This is a genomic window from Burkholderia sp. IDO3 (assembly GCF_003366075.1).
Lineage (GTDB): Bacteria > Pseudomonadota > Gammaproteobacteria > Burkholderiales > Burkholderiaceae > Burkholderia > Burkholderia anthina.
The window spans coordinates 1,330,519-1,350,857 of record NZ_CP028962.1 but is presented as its reverse complement, the minus strand read 5'-3'; the positions used below and the strand labels follow the sequence as shown (position 1 = coordinate 1,350,857).

General features: G+C 68.0%; 18 protein-coding genes. 6 read left to right on the top strand and 12 right to left on the bottom strand.

Annotated elements, in window-relative coordinates:
* Positions 1–28 precede the first annotated feature (28 nt).
* The 3 genes from DCN14_RS06265 to DCN14_RS06255 all read right to left on the bottom strand — a co-directional run bounded on the left by DCN14_RS06265 (position 29) and on the right by DCN14_RS06255 (position 2,334).
* A complete protein-coding gene (locus DCN14_RS06265; RefSeq protein WP_096499030.1) occupies positions 29–388 on the bottom strand; it encodes a type II toxin-antitoxin system RelE/ParE family toxin in 360 nt (119 codons plus the stop codon).
* Positions 389–535: 147 nt separating this feature from the next.
* Positions 536–1,519 carry a pca operon transcription factor PcaQ gene (gene pcaQ / locus DCN14_RS06260; protein WP_096499034.1) on the bottom strand — a complete coding sequence of 328 codons (984 nt, stop codon included), beginning with the start codon at positions 1,517–1,519 and terminating at the stop codon, positions 536–538.
* 77 nt (positions 1,520–1,596) lie between these two features.
* Entirely contained in the window at positions 1,597–2,334 is a 738-nt protein-coding gene (locus DCN14_RS06255; protein ID WP_096499036.1) for a helix-turn-helix transcriptional regulator, read from the bottom strand.
* A gap of 120 nt (positions 2,335–2,454) precedes the next feature.
* On the opposite strand from DCN14_RS06255, the gene DCN14_RS06250 reads away from it, so the two are divergent.
* From DCN14_RS06250 to pcaG, 3 genes are all read left to right on the top strand, one after another.
* Positions 2,455–3,015, top strand: coding sequence for a YiiX/YebB-like N1pC/P60 family cysteine hydrolase (locus tag DCN14_RS06250; RefSeq protein ID WP_096499038.1), 561 nt, complete (start codon positions 2,455–2,457; stop codon positions 3,013–3,015).
* A gap of 285 nt (positions 3,016–3,300) precedes the next feature.
* Entirely contained in the window at positions 3,301–4,008 is a 708-nt protein-coding gene (pcaH, locus tag DCN14_RS06245) for a protocatechuate 3,4-dioxygenase subunit beta (RefSeq protein WP_096499040.1), read from the top strand.
* Between the two features lie 3 nt (positions 4,009–4,011).
* A complete protein-coding gene (gene pcaG / locus DCN14_RS06240; protein ID WP_096499042.1) occupies positions 4,012–4,605 on the top strand; it encodes a protocatechuate 3,4-dioxygenase subunit alpha in 594 nt (197 codons plus the stop codon).
* A 462-nt stretch (positions 4,606–5,067) separates the two neighbouring features.
* Here pcaG and DCN14_RS06235 read toward each other — a convergent pair whose 3' ends face one another.
* The gene (locus DCN14_RS06235) at positions 5,068–5,847 is read right to left on the bottom strand and encodes a helix-turn-helix transcriptional regulator (protein ID WP_096499044.1); all 780 of its coding nucleotides are present in this window, start codon (positions 5,845–5,847) and stop codon (positions 5,068–5,070) included.
* Between the two features lie 142 nt (positions 5,848–5,989).
* Between DCN14_RS06235 and DCN14_RS06230 the strand changes: the two genes are divergently transcribed.
* Positions 5,990–6,778: an alpha/beta hydrolase gene (locus DCN14_RS06230; RefSeq protein WP_096499046.1), complete on the top strand. Its 789-nt coding sequence runs from the start codon at positions 5,990–5,992 to the stop codon at positions 6,776–6,778.
* 35 nt (positions 6,779–6,813) lie between these two features.
* Here the strand turns inward: DCN14_RS06230 and DCN14_RS06225 are convergent, their stop codons facing one another.
* The 8 genes from DCN14_RS06225 to DCN14_RS06190 form a co-directional block, all read right to left on the bottom strand.
* On the bottom strand, positions 6,814–7,641 hold the full coding sequence (locus tag DCN14_RS06225) for a M55 family metallopeptidase (RefSeq protein ID WP_096499048.1): 828 nt from the start codon (positions 7,639–7,641) through the stop codon (positions 6,814–6,816).
* On the bottom strand, positions 7,638–8,720 hold the full coding sequence (locus tag DCN14_RS06220) for a P1 family peptidase (RefSeq protein ID WP_096499050.1): 1,083 nt from the start codon (positions 8,718–8,720) through the stop codon (positions 7,638–7,640). Before DCN14_RS06220 ends, DCN14_RS06225 begins: the two co-directional genes overlap by 4 nt.
* Positions 8,720–9,613, bottom strand: coding sequence for a glutathione ABC transporter permease GsiD (gene gsiD / locus DCN14_RS06215; RefSeq protein WP_096499052.1), 894 nt, complete (start codon positions 9,611–9,613; stop codon positions 8,720–8,722). The genes DCN14_RS06220 and gsiD overlap by 1 nt, the downstream gene beginning before the upstream one ends.
* 7 nt (positions 9,614–9,620) lie before the next feature.
* On the bottom strand, positions 9,621–10,541 hold the full coding sequence (gene gsiC, locus DCN14_RS06210) for a glutathione ABC transporter permease GsiC (protein WP_096499053.1): 921 nt from the start codon (positions 10,539–10,541) through the stop codon (positions 9,621–9,623).
* A 70-nt stretch (positions 10,542–10,611) separates the two neighbouring features.
* The gene (gene gsiB, locus DCN14_RS06205; RefSeq protein WP_096499055.1) at positions 10,612–12,174 is read right to left on the bottom strand and encodes a glutathione ABC transporter substrate-binding protein GsiB; all 1,563 of its coding nucleotides are present in this window, start codon (positions 12,172–12,174) and stop codon (positions 10,612–10,614) included.
* A 122-nt stretch (positions 12,175–12,296) separates the two neighbouring features.
* Positions 12,297–14,195, bottom strand: a complete 1,899-nt coding sequence (locus tag DCN14_RS06200; RefSeq protein WP_096499057.1) for a dipeptide ABC transporter ATP-binding protein — start codon at positions 14,193–14,195, stop codon at positions 12,297–12,299.
* 27 nt (positions 14,196–14,222) lie between these two features.
* Positions 14,223–15,212: an isoaspartyl peptidase/L-asparaginase gene (locus DCN14_RS06195; RefSeq protein ID WP_096499059.1), complete on the bottom strand. Its 990-nt coding sequence runs from the start codon at positions 15,210–15,212 to the stop codon at positions 14,223–14,225.
* Positions 15,209–16,153: a MurR/RpiR family transcriptional regulator gene (locus DCN14_RS06190; RefSeq protein WP_096499061.1), complete on the bottom strand. Its 945-nt coding sequence runs from the start codon at positions 16,151–16,153 to the stop codon at positions 15,209–15,211. Before DCN14_RS06190 ends, DCN14_RS06195 begins: the two co-directional genes overlap by 4 nt.
* Positions 16,154–16,608: 455 nt before the next feature.
* Here DCN14_RS06190 and DCN14_RS06185 point away from each other — a divergent pair, with 455 nt between their 5' ends.
* Both DCN14_RS06185 and DCN14_RS06180 read left to right on the top strand, forming a co-directional pair.
* Positions 16,609–17,880, top strand: coding sequence for an MFS transporter (locus DCN14_RS06185; protein ID WP_096499064.1), 1,272 nt, complete (start codon positions 16,609–16,611; stop codon positions 17,878–17,880).
* A gap of 27 nt (positions 17,881–17,907) precedes the next feature.
* Positions 17,908–20,328, top strand: coding sequence for a glycoside hydrolase family 31 protein (locus DCN14_RS06180; protein WP_096499066.1), 2,421 nt, complete (start codon positions 17,908–17,910; stop codon positions 20,326–20,328).
* The last annotated feature ends 11 nt before the right edge of the window (positions 20,329–20,339 follow it).

Sequence of the window (20,339 nt, the reverse complement as noted above, 5' to 3'; positions counted from 1 at the left end):
GACGGCGGCGCCGGCACAAGCCGTGAATTCAGATGGCGCGCGTCAGCGCTTTCAGCCGTGCGACGGTCACGTCGAGATCGTCGGACGGTGTCGCCTGCGACTGCTTGAAGAACGCGTGCAGCAGGACCATCGTGTCGCCGACGACCGTGAATAGCACGCGCGCGCTTCGTCGCGGCAACATCACGCGGATCTCCCACAGATCCTTCGACATCTTCCGGACCAGCGGCATGCCGAGCGGCCAGCCCAATTGAACGGTCTTGATCTCTTCGCCGATCAACCTTCGCTCGATGTGCCCGAGCCGCTTGAGCCACTCACGCACCGGCTCGTTGCCGCACGCCGTGCGAAAGAAGCGCACGCCGAGCGTGACCTGAATCTGCTGTCTCGTCATCGTCTTGCCAGGAAGCGTACCAAAAACGATACGATATGCCAAGCACGATGCAGCCCGCTACTGACCGAATGGCCAGCGAAAAGCCGTGAGGGGAATGCCGCCGGCCGACGCGTGACGGGCCGGCCTTGCGCCGGGCGTCACCGCGCATCACCCGCGGCGAGCCGGCTTGCGCGCACCGCGCGGCGTGCTGGGCGCGCGCGCATCGCCGAACCGCGCCTGCGCGATCTCACGCACGGCGTCGATCAGCGTCCGCGCGACCGGCGACGGCTGCGCATCGGTGCGCAGCACGAGGCCGACCGGTTCGTCGGTACCCGCGGCCGGCAACGCCAGACGCGCGAGCGCACCGGCCGTCAGGTCGTATTCCGCCGCATAGAGCGGCACGAACCAGACCGCATCGTTCTCGAGCGCGAGCACCCGTGCGACCGACACCGACAGCACCTCGATGAACGAATCCAGCGGCGGCGCGCCGCATGCGCCGAGCAGTTGTTCGGCCGACTGCCGGATCAACGTACCGAACGGCGGCAGCACGACCGGATAGCGCGCGAGTTCGGCGGCCGGCGCGGCGCTGGCCAGCAGCGGATGCCCGGCGCGCACCACCGCGACGAGCGGCTCGTTGTACAACTGCTCGAACGCGAGCCCGATCATCCGCTCGGGTTCCGACAGGCGCCCGATCGCGCATTCGAGCGCGCCCGCCTTCAGGCGCTCCAGCAGCTCGGTATTCGCGGCCGTCGCGATCCGCACGACGACGCGCGGCCAGCGTGCGGCCAACGCCTTCATCAGCGCGGGCGCGAGCGACGCGGCAACCGTCGGCAGCATGCCGATTTCCAGCGTCGCCGCGGCGGCCCCGCCCTCGCGCGACAGCAAGCCGACGCCCTGCCGCAGCGCCAGCACGCACGCGTTCGCATGCGGCATGAACAGTTGCGCTTCGCGGGTCGGCTGCGCGCCGTGCCGCCCGCGCTCGAACAGCTTCACGCCGAGGATCGACTCGAGCTCGGCGATCGTCTTCGACACGGCCGGCTGCGTGATCGACAGGCTTTCGGCCGCCTTCTGCACGCCGCCCAGCTGCGCGACCGCGAGAAAGCACTGCAGGTGCCGGAATTTGACGCGGCCGTCGGCGATACGGTTATTCATAACAGGCGGTTATGCAGAGGTCGATGAAATGCCATTTTGCATAACTTTCCGGATAGCCCCAAGCATTCGGCGATACGTCACGCGGAACGCCGCAATGCGTGAAAGCCGGTCGGCTCCCAGACCCGCTTCGCGATCAGCAAGGCCGTCCCGTGCTTTTGTCCGAGCGGCGCGGACGACGACTCCGCGTGCAGCGCCGCCGCCTTGCTGCTCAGCCGCCGCAGTTCCTGCTCGAGTTCCGCGGCAGCCGCTTCGGTCAGCATCCCCTGCGAGAACGTCATCGTCTCGCCCGGGCCGTCGAAGCGGCTGCCGAGGAAATCGTCGAGCACGTGCGCATGGAAGTACCGGCGGATCGGGCCGCCCGGCAGCCAGTCGAAATCGCGCGCGACGCGCACGCGAATCCGGTCGCCCGGCAGCAGCGCGATCACGTTCATCCGGTCGAGCATCAGCAGGTATTTCACGCAATCGGCCTGCGTCACGCAATAGGCCGACACGATGTCCTGCACGGTCCAGTAATTGATCGCGCAGACGGCGACGAGCAGCAGCTTCTCGTCCGACACGATCAGCGCCTCCTGCTGCTCGGTCAGCACCCGCAGCCGCGGCGCGGAGGCAGACGCCTCCTGTACGAGCTCGGCGAGCGTATAGCCGAGCAGCTGCGCGATCTCCGCGATGCGCTCCAGCGTGAAGCGGCCGCTCGCGAACAGCCGCTTCACGCTCGTCTCCGATACGTCCAGCGCACGCGCGACATCGCGATAGGTCATGCCCTGCGCCTTCAACTGGCGCTTCAGCGTTTCGATGAGTTGGGCGGTCTCGGTCATGTCGGTATCGAAAAATGATGCTCAAGGTCGGATATTAGGCTACTGAAGCATCCAGGCAAGCACTTTTGGATACTTGTCTGCATAATCCGCTCCGTCCTGTCACGCATCGACGGAGCTGCAATGACCACCCGAACCGAAACCGCCGACTTCGACCCGCATCACACCGCCTCGCGCGATGCCCGCGACACCGGTCGCATGCTGCCGCTCGCCACGGTACGCACGCTGGCCGCCGGCGCACACGTCGGCGATCTCGTGTTCATCCGCGTGGCCGGCGCGTCCCGCGATGCGGCTGGCAGCGCAGGCGCATGGGCCAACCGGTTCGGGATCGTCGTCGATACGTCGGGCGACGAGCCGCTAATCGCCGAGCCCGCGTTTGCGCGCACGAAGCTCACGCCGCTGTCGCGCTTCGTCGCCCGCGCCGACGGCGCACGCATCGCACTGGCACGCCGGATCGCGGCATCGACCGTCGAAGCACAGCGCGACGTGCATGCGACGGCCGAGCAGCGGATCGACGCGCTGCTTCGCAACCGCTTCACCCTGCTGTCGCAACGCGGGTTCTGCGCGAACTACGTAACCGACGTGCTCGGCGCCGAGCAGGCCGCGACGCCGGCCGCGCTGCTGCGCAGCGGCACGCTGGCGCTCGAATTCGACGGGATCGTGTTCGATCCCGGCTGCCGGTAACGGCGCAACGCGGGCACGCTCGGGGAGACCGGATAACAACAACAACGACATATCAAAAAAACAGCGACGGGCTGGCTGGAGGGCCGTGCACGGGGTCGTCACCGACGACGCGAAGCCCGATCGCTTTTTCCGCCGGACAGGCTTCCTGTCCGGCGGATTTTCATTGGCGCGGCCGAACATAACGAACGGTTATGTGATTCGCGAAAAAAGGTCATTTTGCATAACTTTCCGGATTGGCTAAAGTCCTGCCATCCACTTCGCGAAATACCTATCAGGAGACGCCCGATGGATTCCCCCACGATCCTCACCCCGCGCGACTGGCCGTCGCATCCCGCGTATGTCCACCCCGAGTACCGTTCGTCGGTAAAGCGCGGCCCGACGCGCCCGATGATCCCGCTGAAGGAAAAGCTGCGCGACCAGTACGCACCCGTCTACGGTGCGGAAGATCTCGGCGCGCTCGACCACGACCTGACGAAGAACGCCGTGAAGAACGGCGAGCCGCTCGGCGAGCGCATCGTCGTCACGGGCCGCGTGCTCGACGAAGGCGGCAAGCCGGTGCGCAACACGCTCGTCGAAGTGTGGCAGGCCAATGCAGCCGGCCGCTACGTGCACAAGGTCGACCAGCACGACGCGCCGCTCGACCCGAACTTCCTCGGCGCAGGCCGCTGCCTGACCGACGACGAAGGCCGCTACCGCTTCCTGACGGTCAAGCCCGGCGCGTATCCGTGGGGCAACCATCCGAACGCGTGGCGACCGAATCACATCCACTTCTCGCTGTTCGGCGACTACTTCGGCTCGCGCCTCGTCACGCAGATGTACTTCCCCGGCGACCCGCTGCTCGCGTACGACCCGATCTTCCAGGGCACGCCCGAGGCCGCGCGCGATCGCCTGATCTCGCGCTTCTCGATGGACATCACCGAAGAAGGCTATGCGCTCGGCTACGAATTCGACATCGTGCTGCGCGGCCGTGACGCCACCCCGATGGAGCGCTGAACCATGACGACGCTGAAGCAAACCCCTTCGCAGACGGTCGGCCCGTACTTCGCCTACGGCCTGTGCCCGCAGCAATACGATTACGACCTGAAGAGCCTGTTCACGCCGACGATCGCCGCATCGCACGCCGAAGGCGAGCACGTGCTGCTGATCGGCCAGGTGTTCGACGGCGACGGCAACATCGTCGGCGACGCCGTGCTCGAATTCACGCAGGTGGACAGCGCCGGCCGCTACCCGGCATCGCGCGACGACATCGCGAAGTCCGGCTTCACGGGCTTCGCGCGCGTCGGCACGGGCACCGATCCGCAGCAGCGCTTCGTCGTCGAGACGGTGAAGCCGGGCCGCATCGCCGCGGACGAAGCGCCGCACATCAACGTGACCGTGATGATGCGCGGGATCCTGACGCACGCGTTCACCCGCGTGTATTTCGACGACGAAGCCGCGGCGAACGCGGCCGATCCGGTGCTGAACGAAGTGCCGGCCGAGCGCCGCGCGACGCTCGTCGCCAAGCGCGATGCGCAGCCGGGCCGCCCCGTCGTGTACCGCTTCGACATCCGCATGCAGGGCCCCGAGGAAACCGTGTTCTTCGACGTGTAACGCACGAACCGGCACGGGCCGGCGCAAGCCGGCCCGGCAGCGAGCCGCCCGCACGGCGCGATACCGGCAGGCATCGCGCCGTGCGGCGGTTTTTCGTTGTACGGCACCATCATTCGATGCTGCATCGCGACATGCCCGCTCGCGACCGCCCAAGCCTTTCGTCGATACCTTCCGACCCCGATACCGAACAGGCGATTCAAACGCATGCTGCGACAGCACATCAATTGTGCGGCGCCCGCGATATCGTTTGCGCGTTACACGGCGTATGCTTGGCTATCTGCAACACACCAACGGGATTGAATCGAAACAAGCAACAATTCCCCGAGCAATGCGCGACACGCCAGCAGGGCTGTTCGCGCATTTTTTCTGACCGAGTGCCTTTAAGCGCGTCTGACCGAATCCGGCAGGCGCGTTTTTTTCGCGCGCGGAAAACCGGCGCGGCCGGCACCGCCGCCGCTCCGCCTACCGGCGAATCTCCAGATACCGGCTCGGCGTCTCACCCAGGATGCGCCGAAACGCGGACGTAAACGCGCTCGCGCTCGCATAGCCGAGATCGAATGCGACGCGCGTCACCGGCTGCCCGTCGCTCAGGCGGGTAATCGCCGCAAGCATGCACACCTGTTGACGCCACGCGGCGAAACTCACGCCGGTCTGCGCACGAAACAGCCGCGTGAAGGTGCGCCGGCTGACGCCCGCATCGGCCGCCACCTTGTCGAGATCGGCCGCGATCGACGGCGACGCGAGCAGATGGCGGCAGACCTTCGCGAGCCGCGCGTCGGCCGGCAGCGGCGCATGCAGCGACAGGCGCGGCATCGTCGCGATTTCCGCGACCAGCAGCGCCATCAGCTTGCCGGCCCGGCCGTCGACGTCGTACATCGCCGGCAGGTCGATCGCATCGTCGATCAGTTGCCGCAGCAGCGGCGACACGCCGTACACGCCGCACTGTTCCGGCAGCCCCACCGCCTGCGCGGCATCGCCGGACACGAACGTGTTCAGCATCGTGACCGGCCCCGTCATCGTCATCTCGTGCCGCACGCCGGCCGGCACCCAGCACGCGCGCTGCGGCGGCACCAGCCAGCGGCCGTGCGGCGTCGACACGCTGATCGTGCCGCGCGACGCGAACGCGAACTGCCCGCGCACGTGCGCGTGCTCGGGAAACGTCGTGCCTGCCGCGTAGTCGTTGGCGGTCACCACCACGCTACGGGGAATATGTTCGTAGGGATCCAGCAGCGTATTTCTCAAGGCCCGAATTCCATCATGAATGACCCGATATCGAAGGCGGGTCACCTTCGATCGATCTACGATCCGCTCCACGCTTGCGCGACCGGATGGCCGCAAGACCCGACGGCCGAATCGGCCGGATAGCAACTTCATCGGAGCGGAAATGCCCAATACGTTTCATCGCGTGGGGGACGGCCCCCACCCTGTTCTCGTGCTGCACGGCTGGTTCGGCGACGCCCGCGCGTTCGACCCCCTCGAAGCGTGGCTGTCACGCGAGCACTTCACCTATGTATTCATGGACTACCGCGGCTACGGCCGCATGCGCGACGCGCACGGCAGCTACACCATCGACGAGATCGCCGCCGACACCCTCGCGCTCGCGGACACGCTCGGCTGGCCCGCGTTCAGCCTCGTCGGCCACTCGATGGGCGGCATGGCGATCGAGAAAGTCGCCGCCATCGCGCCCGAACGGGTGCGCGCGCTGGTGCCGATCGTGCCGGTGCCCTGCGGCGGCCTGCCGTTCGACGCCGCGCAGCGCGCGCTATTCGAACGCGCCGCCGACCATCTCGCCGATCGCCGGACCCTCATCGACCGCAGCACCGGCGGCCGGCTGCCGGCCGCGTGGGTCGAGTGGAAAGCCGCGTATTCGGCATCCTGTTCGTCGGCACGCGCGTTCGCCGCGTACTTCCGCGCATGGGCCGACACGGATTTCAGCGACGAGATCGCGGGCCGCCATCCGGTGAAGGTGCTGATCGGCGAACACGATCCGGCATTCGACGCGGCGCTGATGGCGCGCACGTATCTGCGGCGCTATCCGCTCGCCACCGTCGACGTGCTGCGCAATGCCGGCCACTATCCGATGAACGAGACGCCGCTCGCGCTGGTCGCCGCGATAGAATCGTTCCTGCTCGCCACGGCAGCGAACCCCGTCGAACCGGCGAACCGTATGTGATGCGCCGCCCACGCGCGGCATCCGGTCGGCACGCATCAGCGCAGCATGAACGACATCGCCGACAGGCTGTTCAGCGTGCGCACGACATGTTCGACCGAAGGCCCGTCGAAACGCAACGTGACCGCATCGGTCCGTTCGATCGACGGCAGCACGCAGAACAGATCGGCGAGCGCGGCCGTCTGCACGCGCAGCGTGCATGCGGCCGGCGCGGGCCGATGCGCGCCGGCGCGCCAGCCGGCCGACAGCGCGTGCACGACCGTTTCGCGCGCGGCGGTCGCGATGCGCGCGCAGGACGCGGCCGGCGTGAGCGTGTCGCCGCTCGACGCGCCGCCGGCCGTCTTGATCGTCTCGAAACGCGCGTCCGGAAACAGCGGCTGCGTTTCCTCGGCGAACACGTCGTCGCCCGACGCCAGCGCGACGTGCGCGCCGTATTCGCGGGCCAGCGCGCCGTACAGCCCGGCTTCGCCGAGCTCGACACCGTTCAGCCACACCTGCGTAAATGCAAAGCTGTTGATCGTATGCGCGAGCACGCCGCGCGTCTGCGATTTCGCGTGAAAGCCGATCATGAATACGAGGTCCGGCTGCTGTTCGAGGCCGGCCATCATCCCGAGCGCGCGCGGCTTGCCGAGCACGACGCGCGCGCGGGCATCGAGCCCGTCGGGCAGCAGGTTGCGGAAGCCGCCGTGCGAGTCGTTGACCCACACGGCCTGCGCGCCGCCCGCGAACGCGCCTTCGATCGCCGCGTTCGCCTCGGCGGTCATCCAGCGGCGTGCGCGTTCGTATTCCGGATTGCCGGCACGCGTCTGCTCGGCGGCGAACACGCCGGCGACGCCCTCGATGTCGGTCGAGATCAGGATCTTCATGACTGGGTCGAGCGTCCTTCGTTGCTTTCGTTGAACAGGCGATCGAGATCGGGCACCGCGTCGCGCAGCGATTGCCGCACGTGAGCATCGCGCCCGGCAACGGTCACGGCCTGCAGCAGCGCGTCGGCGATCGCATGCTCGACGCTTTCGGCCGCGGCCATGAACAGCGGATCGAGCGCCGCATCGGCCACGAGGGCCGGCAGCGCGACGGTCGATGCATCGTGCGCGACGGTGTACGCGGTCGAGAATGCGAGCGCGATGTCGCCGCTGCCGTGCCCGTAGACCGAACCGGTCCGGGCCAGCCCCGCACCGGCGCGGCGTGCGAGCCGCGACAACTGCCGCGCGTCGAGCGGCGCATCGGTCGCGAGCAGCAGGATGATCGAGCCTTGCTCGGGCGGCGCCGCATGCGCGGCCGCCTCCGCCCGTCGTTGCGCGACGATGCGCCCGACCGGCACGCCGCCGAGCGTGAGCATCGGCAGCCGGCCGAAATTCGCGAGCACGAGCGCGCCGACCGTATACGGCCGGCCCGCCGCGACGGCCACGCGCGAGGCCGAACCGATCCCGCCCTTCAGGTCGAAACACGACATCCCGCGCCCGGCGCCCACCGCGCCGCGTGCGAAGTCGCGCGCGGCCGTGCGGCATGCGTGGTCGTAATGCGCGGCCGTCACCGCGAACGCCTGAATGTCGTTCAGATACCCGTCGTTGCACTCGAACACGAGCGGATTGACCGTCGACCAGTCGCGGCCGATCTGCGGATTCGCGGCGATGGCCGCGCGGATCTGCGCGTGCGCAACGATGCCGACACCGAACGTATTGGTCAGCGCGATCGGCGTGTCGAGCGTGCCGAGCTCGTCGACCTGCACGAGCCCGACGCTCTTGCCGAAGCCGTTGATCACGGCCGCGCCGGCCGGCACCTTGCTGCGGTACAGGTCGCCCGGATGCGGCTTCACGACGGTGACGCCCGTCTGCACGCCGCCCGCGTCGAGCGTGGCATGGCCGACGGTCACGCCCGGCACGTCGGCGATCGTGCCGCGCGGCCCGGCCGGCAACGTCTGTGTCCACATCGAAACCGCGCCCATCAACGACGCTCCAGCTTCGGATCGAGCGCGTCGCGCAGCCCGTCGCCGAGCAGGTTGAACGCGAGCACCGTCAGGAAGATCGCGAGGCTCGGGAAGATCGCGATGTGCGGCGCGGTCACCATGTCCGCGCGCGCCTCGTTGAGCATCGCGCCCCACTCCGGCATCGGCGGCTGCGCGCCGAGCCCGAGGAACGACAGGCTCGCGGCCGTGATGATCGACGTGCCGATCCGCATCGTGAAGTAGACGACGACCGACGACACCGTGCCCGGCAGGATGTGCCGCATGATGATCGTCCAGTCGGACGCGCCGATGCTGCGCGCGGCCTCCACATAGGTCATGTGCTTGAGCATCAGCGTGTTGCCGCGCACGAGCCGCGCGAACGCCGGGATGCTGAAGATCGCGACCGCGCAGATCACGTTGACCATCCCGTTGCCGAGGATCGCCACCACGCCGATCGCGAGCAGGATCCCCGGGAATGCGAACAGCACGTCGGCCACCCGCATCGTGATGCGGTCCCACCAGCCTTCGTAGTAGCCGGCGAGCAACCCGAAGAACGTGCCGATGATCGCGCCGAGCGCGACCGAGAAGAAACCGGCCGCGAGCGAGATGCGCGTGCCCGCGACGATCCGGCTGAAGATGTCGCGGCCGAGCGAATCGACGCCGAACCAGTGCACGGCCGACGGCCCCGCGTTCAGCGCGTCGTAGTCGAAGTAGTTTTCCGGATCGAACGGCACGATGTGCGGGCCGACGAACGCCAGGACGACGAGCGCGAGCACGAAGCCGGCCGCGACCAGCGCGACGGTCTGCTTGCGAAACTTGCGCCAGAATTCGCGCCACGGCGTGCGAATCGCGGCGGGTGCGGCCGGCGCCGCGGGCTGGACAGTCGCGTTCATGCGGCCCTCACTTGAACCGGATGGTCGGGTTGATGACCGCGTACAGCACGTCGACGGTCAGGTTGATCAGGATGAACTCGAGCGAGAACAGCAACACGATCGCCTGGATCACCGGGTAGTCGCGCATCGTCACCGAGTCGACCAGCAGGCGCCCGAGCCCCGGCCAGTTGAACACGACCTCGACGACGATCGAGCCGCCGAGCAGGAAGCCGAACTGCAGCCCCATCATCGTGACGACCGGGATCATCGCGTTGCGCAGGCAGTGCTTGAGCACGACCATCGGCTCGTGCACACCCTTCGCGCGCGCGGTGCGCACGAAGTCCTCGTTGAGCACCTCGACGAACGACGCGCGCGTGAAGCGCGCCATCACGGCCGCGACCGCCGCGCCGAGCGTCAGCGACGGCAGCACATAGCTCTTCCACGTGCCGTCCGGCACGACCGGCAGCCAGCCGAGCTTCACCGAGAAGATTTCCATCAGCAGCATGCCGAGCGCGAACGCGGGAAACGAGATGCCCGACACCGCGATCGTCATCCCGACGCGGTCGGGCCAGCGGTTGCGCCACACCGCCGACGCGATCCCGATCGCCATCCCGAACAGCGTCGCCCACCCCATGCTGACGAGCGTGAGCAGCAGCGTCGGCATGAAGCGCTCGCCGATCTCGGTCGACACCGGCCGCTTGCTGCGCGTCGACCGCCCGAAATCGCCGTGCGCGATCTTCACGAAGAAGTTCGCGAACTGCGCGGGCAGCGGCCGGTCGAGCCCGAGATCGGCGCGCACCAGCGCGACCGTCGCATCGTCGGCTTCGGGGCCGGCCGCGAGCCGCGCCGGGTCGCCCGGCAGCAGGTGCACGAACAGGAACACCAGCACCGCGACGATCGCGAGCGTGGGCAGCAGGCCGAACAGGCGTTTGACGAGAAAATTCAGCATGGGGCAGCACCGGTCGAATCAGCGCGCCGGCAGCGTACGCCGCCGGCACCGCGTGGCGGGCGAGTCGCCGTCATTTCAGCGAGATTTCGTCGAAGTTGAACGAGCCGTCCGGCATCACGTACGCGCCCTGCAAGCGCTTGCTGCGCGCATAGACGATCTTCTCCTGCACGAGGAAAATCCACGGCGCGTCGGTCCAGATCTGCTTCTGCGCGTCCGCGTAGAGCTCGGTCTTCTTCGCGCGGTCGACCGTCTCGAGTGCCTTCGCGAGATCGCCGTCCACCGTGTCGTTCTTGTAGTACGCGGTGTTGACGAGCTTCGGCGGCGCCGATGCGCCGGCGAGCAGCGGCGTGATCGCCCAGTTCGCTTCGCCCGTCGACGACGACCAGCCGATGTAGTACATCCGCACCGGCGCCTTCGCCGGATCCGGCGCGCTCTCGACCTTCGCGACGCGCTCGCCGGCTTCCAGCGCCTGCACCTGCACCTTCACGCCGACCTGCGCGAGCTGCTGCTGCACGAACTGGATCGCCTTCTGCGACGTCGAGTTGTTATACGCGGACCACAGCGTCGTCTCGAAGCCGTTCGGATAGCCGGCCTCCTTCAGCAGCGCGCGCGCCTTCGCCGGGTCGTATGGCCACGGGCCGAGCTTGGTCGCATAGTCGACGCCCTGCGGCACCACGCCGGTGGCCGGCGTCGAGAAACCGGAGAACGCCACCTTCGCGAGCGCTTCCTTGTTCACCGCATAGTTCAGCGCCTGGCGCACCTTCGGGTTGTCGAACGGCTTTTGCAGCGTGTTCAGCGACACGTAGCGCTGCACGATCGACGGCCGCTCGATGACGTCGACCTTCGCGTTGCCCTTCAGGTCGGCCGCCTGCTCGAACGGGATGCGGAACGCGAAATCGGCTTCGCCCGTCTTCATCAGCGCCGCGCGCGTGTTGTTGTCGACCACCGGCTTCCAGTCGATCGCGTCGATCTTCGGATAGCCCTTCTTCCAGTAACCGGCGAACTTCTTCACCTTCAGGTCGTCGGTCTGCTTCCATTCGACGAACTCGAACGGCCCGGTGCCGACCGGATGCAGCGCGATGTCGCGCCCCCACTTCTTCAGCGCGGCCGGCGAGATCATCACGGCCGACGGGTGCGCGAGCGTGTTGATGAGCGCCGAGAACGGCTCGCGCAGCGTGATCTTCACCGTGTACGGATCGACCACTTCGGTCTTCTCGATCACGCGGAACATGTTGTAGCGCTTCAGGTGGTTCGCCGGATCGGTCACGCGGTCGAAGTTGGCCTTCACGGCCGCCGCGTTGAAGTCGGTGCCGTCGTGGAATTTCACGCCCTGGCGCAGCTTGATCGTGTAGGTCTTCGCATCGGCGCTCGCTTCGTAGCTCGTCGCCAGCACGTTGACGAGCTTCATGTCCTTGTCGAAGCCGAACAGCCCCTGATAGAACGACTTGACGACGGCCTGCGACACCGTGTCGTTCGCGTCGTACGGATCCATCGTCGTGAACGTCGAATCCACTGCCATCACCGCGGTCTGCTGCGCGAACGCCGGCAGTGCGACCGTCAGCGCGATCGCGCCGGCGAGCGCGGCGAAGCCTGCGCGCGGACGAAACATCGGGAACGGATGCTGCTTGTTCATTTTGCTGGGCTCCTGTTGGATCGGTGACGCCTCGCGGGCGTTTCGGTTTCGGTTTCGACTGCGTACTGCATGGCGCGCGCTCCTTGCGGAAGCGTCGCGCGAAACGACGGGGCCGGCCGCACTCAATACGCACCGCCGACGCGGTGCGTCGCGACGTAGTGATCGGGGCCGACCGCGACGAGCGGCGCGACGGACGGCTCGTCGCCCACCGCGCGGATCGGGCTCGGAATCTCGTCCGCCGCGAGCTGGCGCGGCGCGTGCCGGCGAGCAGGGTCGGCCACCGGCACCGCGCTCATCAGCTTCTTCGTGTACGGATGCTGCGGCGCTTCGAACACCGCGCGGCGCGGGCCGATCTCGACGATCTGGCCGAGATACATCACCGCGACGCGATGGCTGATGCGCTCGACCACGGCCATGTCGTGCGAGATGAACAGATACGCGACGCCGAGCTCGCGCTGCAGGTCGAGCATCAGGTTGACGATCTGCGCCTGCACCGACACGTCGAGCGCGGACACCGATTCGTCGGCGATCACGACCTTCGGATTCAGCGCGAGCGCGCGGGCGATGGCGATCCGCTGGCGCTGGCCGCCCGAGAATTCGTGCGGATAGCGGCGCGCGGCCTCCGGCGGCAGGCCGACCTTCTCCAGCAGCCAGTCGACGCGCGTCTGCGCGTCGCGGCCGCTCGCGACGCCGTGCACCAGCAGCGGCTCCATGATCGAGAAGCCGACGGTCAGGCGCGGGTTCAGCGACGCGAACGGATCCTGGAAGATGAACTGGATGTTCCGCCGCAGCGCCTGCAGATCGGCGCCCTTCAGCGCGCTGATGTCGCGGCCGTCGAACTCGATCGAGCCGCGCTGCGATTCGACGAGGCGCAGCAGCGAGCGGCCGGTCGTCGACTTGCCGCAGCCCGATTCGCCGACCAGCGCGAGCGTCTCGCCCGCGCGCAGCTCGAAGCTCACGCGCTCGACCGCATGCACGTACTGCGACACGCGGCCGAACACGCCGCTCTTCACCGGAAACCGCGTGACGAGATCGCGCACGCGCAGGATCGGCGGCGCGGCCGGATCGACGTGCGGCTGCGCAGCGGCGTCGTTCGCAGCCGGTGCAGGTGCGGCCGCGTTCGTGCCGTCCACCTTCAGCAGCGGGAATTTCTCCGGCGCATCGGTGCCCTGCATCGACCCGAGCCGCGGCACGGCCGCGAGCAGTGCTTGCGTGTAGCGATGGGCGGGCGCCGCGAAGATCCGGCCGGACTCGCCCTCCTCGACCTTCTCGCCGCGATACATCACGAGCACGCGGTCGGCCACTTCGGCGACCACGCCCATGTCGTGCGTGATGAAGATCACGCCCATGTTCATTTCGTCCTGCAGCCCGCGAATCAGTTGCAGGATCTGCGCCTGGATCGTCACGTCGAGCGCGGTCGTCGGTTCGTCGGCAATCAGCAGCGCGGGCCGGCACGACAGCGCCATCGCGATCATCACGCGCTGGCGCATCCCGCCGGACAACTGGTGCGGATAGCGCGCGAACACGCGGCGCGCCTCCGGAATACGCACGAGGTCGAGCAGTCGCAATGCTTCGGCGCGCGCTTCGGTCGCGCCCTTCGACTGGTGCAGCGCGATCGCCTCGCTGATCTGGTCGCCGACCGTAAACACCGGGTTCAGCGACGTCATCGGCTCCTGGAAGATCATCGCGACGTCCGCGCCGCGAATGCCGCGCATCGCCGCCGCGCTCGCCTGCGCGAGATCGACGAGCGCGCCGCCGCGGCGGCGCAGTGCGATCCGCCCGCTCGTGATCTCGCCGCCGCCATGCTCGACGAGCCGCATCAGCGCGAGCGACGTGACCGACTTGCCGGAGCCCGATTCGCCGACGATCGCGAGCGTCTCGCCGCGATCGACGTGAAACGACACGTTGCGCACCGCATCGAACGTCGCGCCTTCGCGGCGGAACATCACCGACAGGTCGTCGACGGCAACGACGCGCTGCTCGGGCAGCGCCAGTCCGGACGGGTTTCGGCTCGAAGTCATGCGAAGGTCTCCTCGTGCGATCCGCAATCAGGCCGCATCGTCGCGGTAGATGCCGACCACGGGCGTCTCGCCGACGCGCGCGTAGCCGCGATACATCCCTTCCGTGTTGAACGGCATCGCAACGTTGCCGTGCGCATCGACCGCGATGATCCCGCCGCGGCCGGCCAGGCGCGGCAGCTTGTTCATCACGACGTCGCGCGCGGCGTCGGCGAGCAACGCGCCGCGATACGCGATCTGCGCGGCCACGTCATGCGCGGTCGCGAGCCGGATGAACATCTCGCCGGTGCCCGTCGCGGATACCGCGCACGTCGCGTCGTCCGCGTAGCAGCCCGCGCCGATGATCGGCGAATCGCCGACGCGCCCCGGCTGCTTGTTCGTGATGCCGCCCGTCGACGTCGCCGCCGCGATATGGCCGTGCACGTCGCACGCGACCGCGCCGACCGTGCCGTGCTTGCGGTCCGGGTCGAGCGGCTCGGCGGGTTGCGCGGCCCCGCCGAACGTGAAGCTCGCGGCGTCGTGGTCGAGCATCGTGCCGGCCGCCGCGCGCGCCTTCACCCACTGCGCGTGCCGCGCGTCGGTGTCGAAGTAGCCGGGTTCGGCAAGCTCGAGCCCCTGCGCGGCCGCGAACGCGTCGGCGCCCGCGCCGGCGAACAGCACGTGTTCGCTCGCCTCCATCACGCGCCGCGCGGCGAGCACCGGATTGCGCACGCGCGTCGCGCAGCAGATCGCGCCCGCCGCGAGCGTCGCGCCGTCCATCACGGCCGCGTCGAGTTCGTGTTTGCCTTCGGCCGTATAGACGGCGCCGCGCCCGGCGTTGAACAGCGGACAGTCCTCGAGCATCCGCACCGCGACGGTGACGGCGTCGAGCGCGCTGCCGCCGTCGGCGAGCACCTGCTGCGCGGCCTGCAGGATCGCGGTCAGCTCGGCGCGGTACTGGCGTTCGGTGTCGGTATCCATTGCATCGCGCAGGATCGTGCCTGCGCCGCCATGAATCGCGACGATCGCGGGTGAAGTCATGATTTTTTCGGACCGGAGGAAGAAGGGTTGGCGGCCGGCTGCGCCGCTTGAGGCTGAATCAGCCAGGGCAACAGGAATTCGGTCATTTCGGCGGCCGACTTCGCGGAACGGTGCGTGCGTAGCGCGACGGCGTCGATCAGCGCCTCGATCATCGTCAGCACGGCCGCTTCCGAGGTCGCCGCAAAACGCCGCTCGGCCCTCACGTACAGCTTCAGCGACGCGATCGGCGCAAGCGGCGAATCGGGCCCGTCGGTGATGCCGAGCACGCGCGCGCCGCGCGCGGCCGCCCGGCGCGCGAGCTCGATCGTGTCCGTCACGTAGCGCGGAAACGCGAGCGCGATCACGAGATCGCGCGAGTCGGCCGTATACAGGCGCCGCGCCGCGTGCGACGGGCCGCCCAGCAGCGCGAGCGACTGCACGTTGTCGTGGCACACCGACAGCCCGTGTTCCATCAGTCCGGCAAGAAACGCGCTCGAACCGGCGCCGAGGATCAGCACGCGCCGCGCGCCGACGATCGCCTCGACGGCCGCTTCGACGTCGCCCGCATCCAGCTGCGCGCGCGTGTTCTCGATGTTCGCGACAGCCTGGTCGAACACCGCGTCGATCCACGCGGCGCCACGCACGCCCGACTCCTGCTCCTGCGCGGAACGCAGCCGCTCGACCGGGCCGAGCGTCGCCTCGAAGCCGCGCACGAGCGCCGCGCGCATCGCCGGATAGCCGTCGAAGCCGAGCGCTTTCGCGAAGCGGTTCGCGGTCGCGATCGACGCATTCACGGCTTGCGCGAGCTCGTCGATGCGCATCGTCGCCGCGCGAAACGGGTTCGCGAGCACGAACTCGCCCATGCGGCGGTGAATCGGGGTCATCAACGGCATCGCCGACGCGATGCGCTCGGCGATCGCGGGTTCATCCTGACTGGCATCGTGCGGAACGAGAGGCGTCATGCGAAGGGTCGTTGCAAGGTAGATGAAAATAAATTTACACAATCTATCGCAAGGAAAAAAATAAATTTTCATTAGGGTTGTCACTCACGCCCTCTGAAGCGCCCGCTTCCCGTCGACCGATCGTTCCGGCCTCGCCCGTACCCGCTACGCGGGCATGCCGCACGCGTTCCCGCGGCCACCGCTGCGCACCGGGTTTTCATCCGCTCCCGGGAAAACCCCAGACAAGTTCGTTCGAATACAGATTCACGTTGACCAGATTCGAATTCGAACATAGGATGTTCGAAAATGATCAGTCGTCAGATAACACTGGCTTTCAATCGCATCGGAATGTTCGAGTGAACGCGGGTATTCCGGCAAAAAGCTGACAAGCTGACGCCCAACAAGATCGGACATCGTACAAACAAGACGCAGCAAGCCGCCGCCGACGGCCGGCTTGCCCGGATCAGGAGACAGCAGTGAAAACAATCAAGGCGTTGCGCTGGTGGATCATCGTGCTGGTATGTCTCGGCACGATCCTCAACTACCTCGCACGAAATTCCCTGTCGGTGCTCGCACCGGAGCTCAAGCATGTGTTCGCGATCTCGACGCAGCAGTACTCGTACATCGTCGGCGCGTTCCAGATCGGCTACACGATCATGCAGCCGGTGTGCGGGTTCGTCGTCGACCTGATCGGGCTGCGGCTCGGCTTCGCGCTGTTCGCGATGCTGTGGTCGGTGGTGGGCGTCGCGCACGGCTTTGCGTCCGGCTGGCTGTCGCTCGGCGTCCTGCGCGGCTTGCTCGGGCTGTTCGAGGCCGCCGCGATTCCGGCGGGGATGAAGGCCGTCGCCGAATGGTTTCCCGATCGCGAGAAATCCGTCGCGGTCGGCTATTTCAACGCCGGCACGTCGCTCGGCGCCGCGATCGCGCCGCCGCTCGTCGTCTTCCTGTCGATGCGCTTCGGCTGGCAGTCCGCGTTCATGGCAACCGGCGCGCTCGGCTTCGTGTGGGCCGCGCTGTGGTACACGCAATACCGGTCGCCGGCCGACCATCCGCGCATCACGCCGCAGGAGCGCACGCTGATCCGCGAAGGCCAGGCCACGATGCCGGCCGTATCGAAGCGCCGCATTCGCGACGTGATCACCGCGCGCCGTTTCTGGGCGATCGCGCTGCCCCGCTTCTTCGCGGAACCCGCGTGGCAAACCTTCAGCTTCTGGATCCCGCTGTACCTCGCGACCGAGCGCCACATGGCGCTCACGCAGATCGCGATCTTCGCGTGGATGCCGTTTCTCGCGGCCGACCTCGGCGGCATCGCCGGCGGCTACCTGTCGCCTTACCTCGCAAAACGGTTCAAGCTGCCGCTCGTGTGGTCGCGCGTCGCCGGCGTCGCGCTCGGCGCGCTGCTGATGATCGGGCCGGCGGCGATCGGGATCGTGTCGTCGCCGTACACGGCCATCGCGCTGTTCTGCGTCGGCGGCTTCGCGCACCAGATGATCTCCGCGCTCGTCAACACGCTGTCGGCCGACGTGTTCGATCCCGAGGAAGTCGGCACCGCGAGCGGCTTCGCCGGGATGGCCGCGTGGATCGGCGGCCTCGGTTTCTCGCTGCTGGTCGGCGCCCTCGCCGACAAGATCGGCTACGCGCCGCTGTTCGCCTGCCTCGGCCTGTTCGACATCATCGGCGTCACGCTGCTCGCGGTGCTGATCCGCGGACAGTCGAAGCAGGAACGCCTGCTCGCCCAGCACGCCTGACCTTCGCCCTTACCAGGAATCGCCTTCATGACTTCGCTTCTTCATCCGCCCGTGTTCCGCATCGCCGCCCGTCATGCGAACCGCGTGCAGCTCGCGTCCGATGCGGGCGCGACGCTCGAGATCTTCGTGCTCGAGGACGACATCGTGCGCGTTCGCGTGCTGCCCGACGCGATGCCGCGCAACCCGCGCACGTGGACGATCGCGCCGGGCCTCGACGACGTGCCGCTCGACGGTCGCGATCGCCTCGACCTGAGCGGCTTCACGCTGCCGGCCTACGACCTCGTCGAAGACGACGACACCCTGCGCATCGAAACCGCGCAGATCCGCGTCAGCGTGAAGCGGCAAGGCGGCCACTGCACGTGGTCGATGCGCGGCGCCGACGGCGCGTGGCGCGTGGTGCTCGCCGACCGCGCGACGCAGGCGTACAACTTCGGCTGGTGGGACGAGCGCGCGTATCACTACGTCGCACGCGAGCGCGGCGACAAGGTGTTCGGCCTCGGCGAGCGCGCGGGCGGGCTCGACCGCACCGGCGCACGCTTCGAGATGCGCAACATCGACGCGATGGGCTACAGCGCGAAGCAGACAGACCCGCTCTACAAGCACATCCCGTTCTACGTCACGTGGTCGCCCGACGCCTGCCAGGGCTTCGGGCTGTTCTACGACACGCTGTCGGACTGCTCGTTCGACATGGGCCGCGAGCTCGACAACTACCACGGCCTGTACCGCTATTTCGTCGCCGAGCACGGCGATCTCGACTACTACTTCATCGCATCGCCCGACACGCCGCTCGCGGCCGCGCGGCGCTTCACGTGGCTCACCGGGCGGCCGGCGCGCACGCCGAAATGGGGCCTCGGCTATTCGGGCTCGACGATGCGCTACACCGATGCGCCGGACGCGCAGCAGCAGATGAACCAGTTCGTCGAGCAATGCGACGCGCACGACATCCTGTGCGACTCGTTCCACCTGTCGTCGGGCTATACGTCGATCGGCGCGAAGCGCTACGTGTTCAACTGGAATCGCGAGAAGTTTCCCGACGCGAAGGGCTTCGTGAAGCACTACCGCGATCACGGCATCCGGCTGTGCGCGAACATCAAGCCGTGCCTGCTGCGCGATCACCCTGCATTCGACGACGCGGCGAAACGCGGGCTGCTGATCCGCTCGGCGTCCGGCGAGCCGGCGTGGGTGCAGTTCTGGGACGAAGTCGGCGCGTATATCGACTTCACGCAGCCGGACGCCTATCGCTGGTGGCGCGAGCAGGTCACGTCGGCGCTGCTCGACTACGGGATCGAGTCGACGTGGAACGACAACAACGAATACGAGATCTGGTCGCCCGACGCGATCGCGCACGGCTTCGGCCAGCCGTTCCCCGCGCGCGAAGCGAAGGTGCTGCAGACGATGCTGATGATGCGCGCGTCGCGCGAAGCGCAGCGCGCGCACGCGCCGGCGCTGCGGCCGTTCCTCGTGTCGCGCTCCGGCGGTGCCGGCATGCAGCGCTATGTACAGACCTGGTCCGGCGACAACTACACGTCGTGGGAAACGCTGCGCTACAACCTGAAGATGGGCCTCGGGCTCGCGCTGTCGGGCGTGTCGAACATCGGTCACGACATCGGCGGTTTCTCCGGCCCCGCGCCGTCGCCCGAGCTGCTGTTGCGCTGGGTGCAGTTCGGCATCTTCATGCCGCGCTTCAGCATCCATTCGTGGAACGACGACGGCACCGTCAATGAACCGTGGATGTATCCGGAGATCACCGCGCAGATCGCGTCGCTGATCAAGCAGCGCTACCGGCTGCTGCCGTATCTCTATCACCTGCTGTGGCTGTCGACCACGCGCTACGAACCCGTGCTGCGCCCGACCTTCGGCGACTTCCCCGGCGACGCGCACTGCTACGACGAATGCGACGACATGATGCTCGGCGACGCGCTGCTGGTCGCCCCGGTGGTCGACCCCGGCCACACGGAACGCACGGTCTACCTGCCGTCCGGCGCGCGCTGGCTGTGCTGCGCGAGCGCGCAGTCGTTCGACGGCGGCGCGAGCGTGACGCTGCCGGCGCCGCTCGACACGCCGGTGATGCTGTTGCGCGAAGGCCGCGTGCTGCCGCTGAACGTCGCCGAACAACGGTTCGGCGCACGCGCCGACACACGCGGCTTCATCGTCGCGCCGCGCATCGAGGACGGCGTCGCCCACGGCGAATGCGTCGAGGACGACGGCGAAACGGAAAGCTGGCGCGACGGCGAATACGGACTGTGGCGCATCGAGACCGGACGCGAGGCGTCGGGCGTACTCGGCGTGTCGGTGCGCTGGGACGGCCGCATGCGCCGCCCCGCCGAGCGCGTCGAGATCCTGCTGCCGGCGTCGCTGCAAGGCCCGCTCGCCGTGCGCGGCGCACGCGTCGAGCACGATGCACCCGACGGCGCATGGCGCCGCATCGTCGTCGCGCTCGCCGACTGACCGCGCCTCGC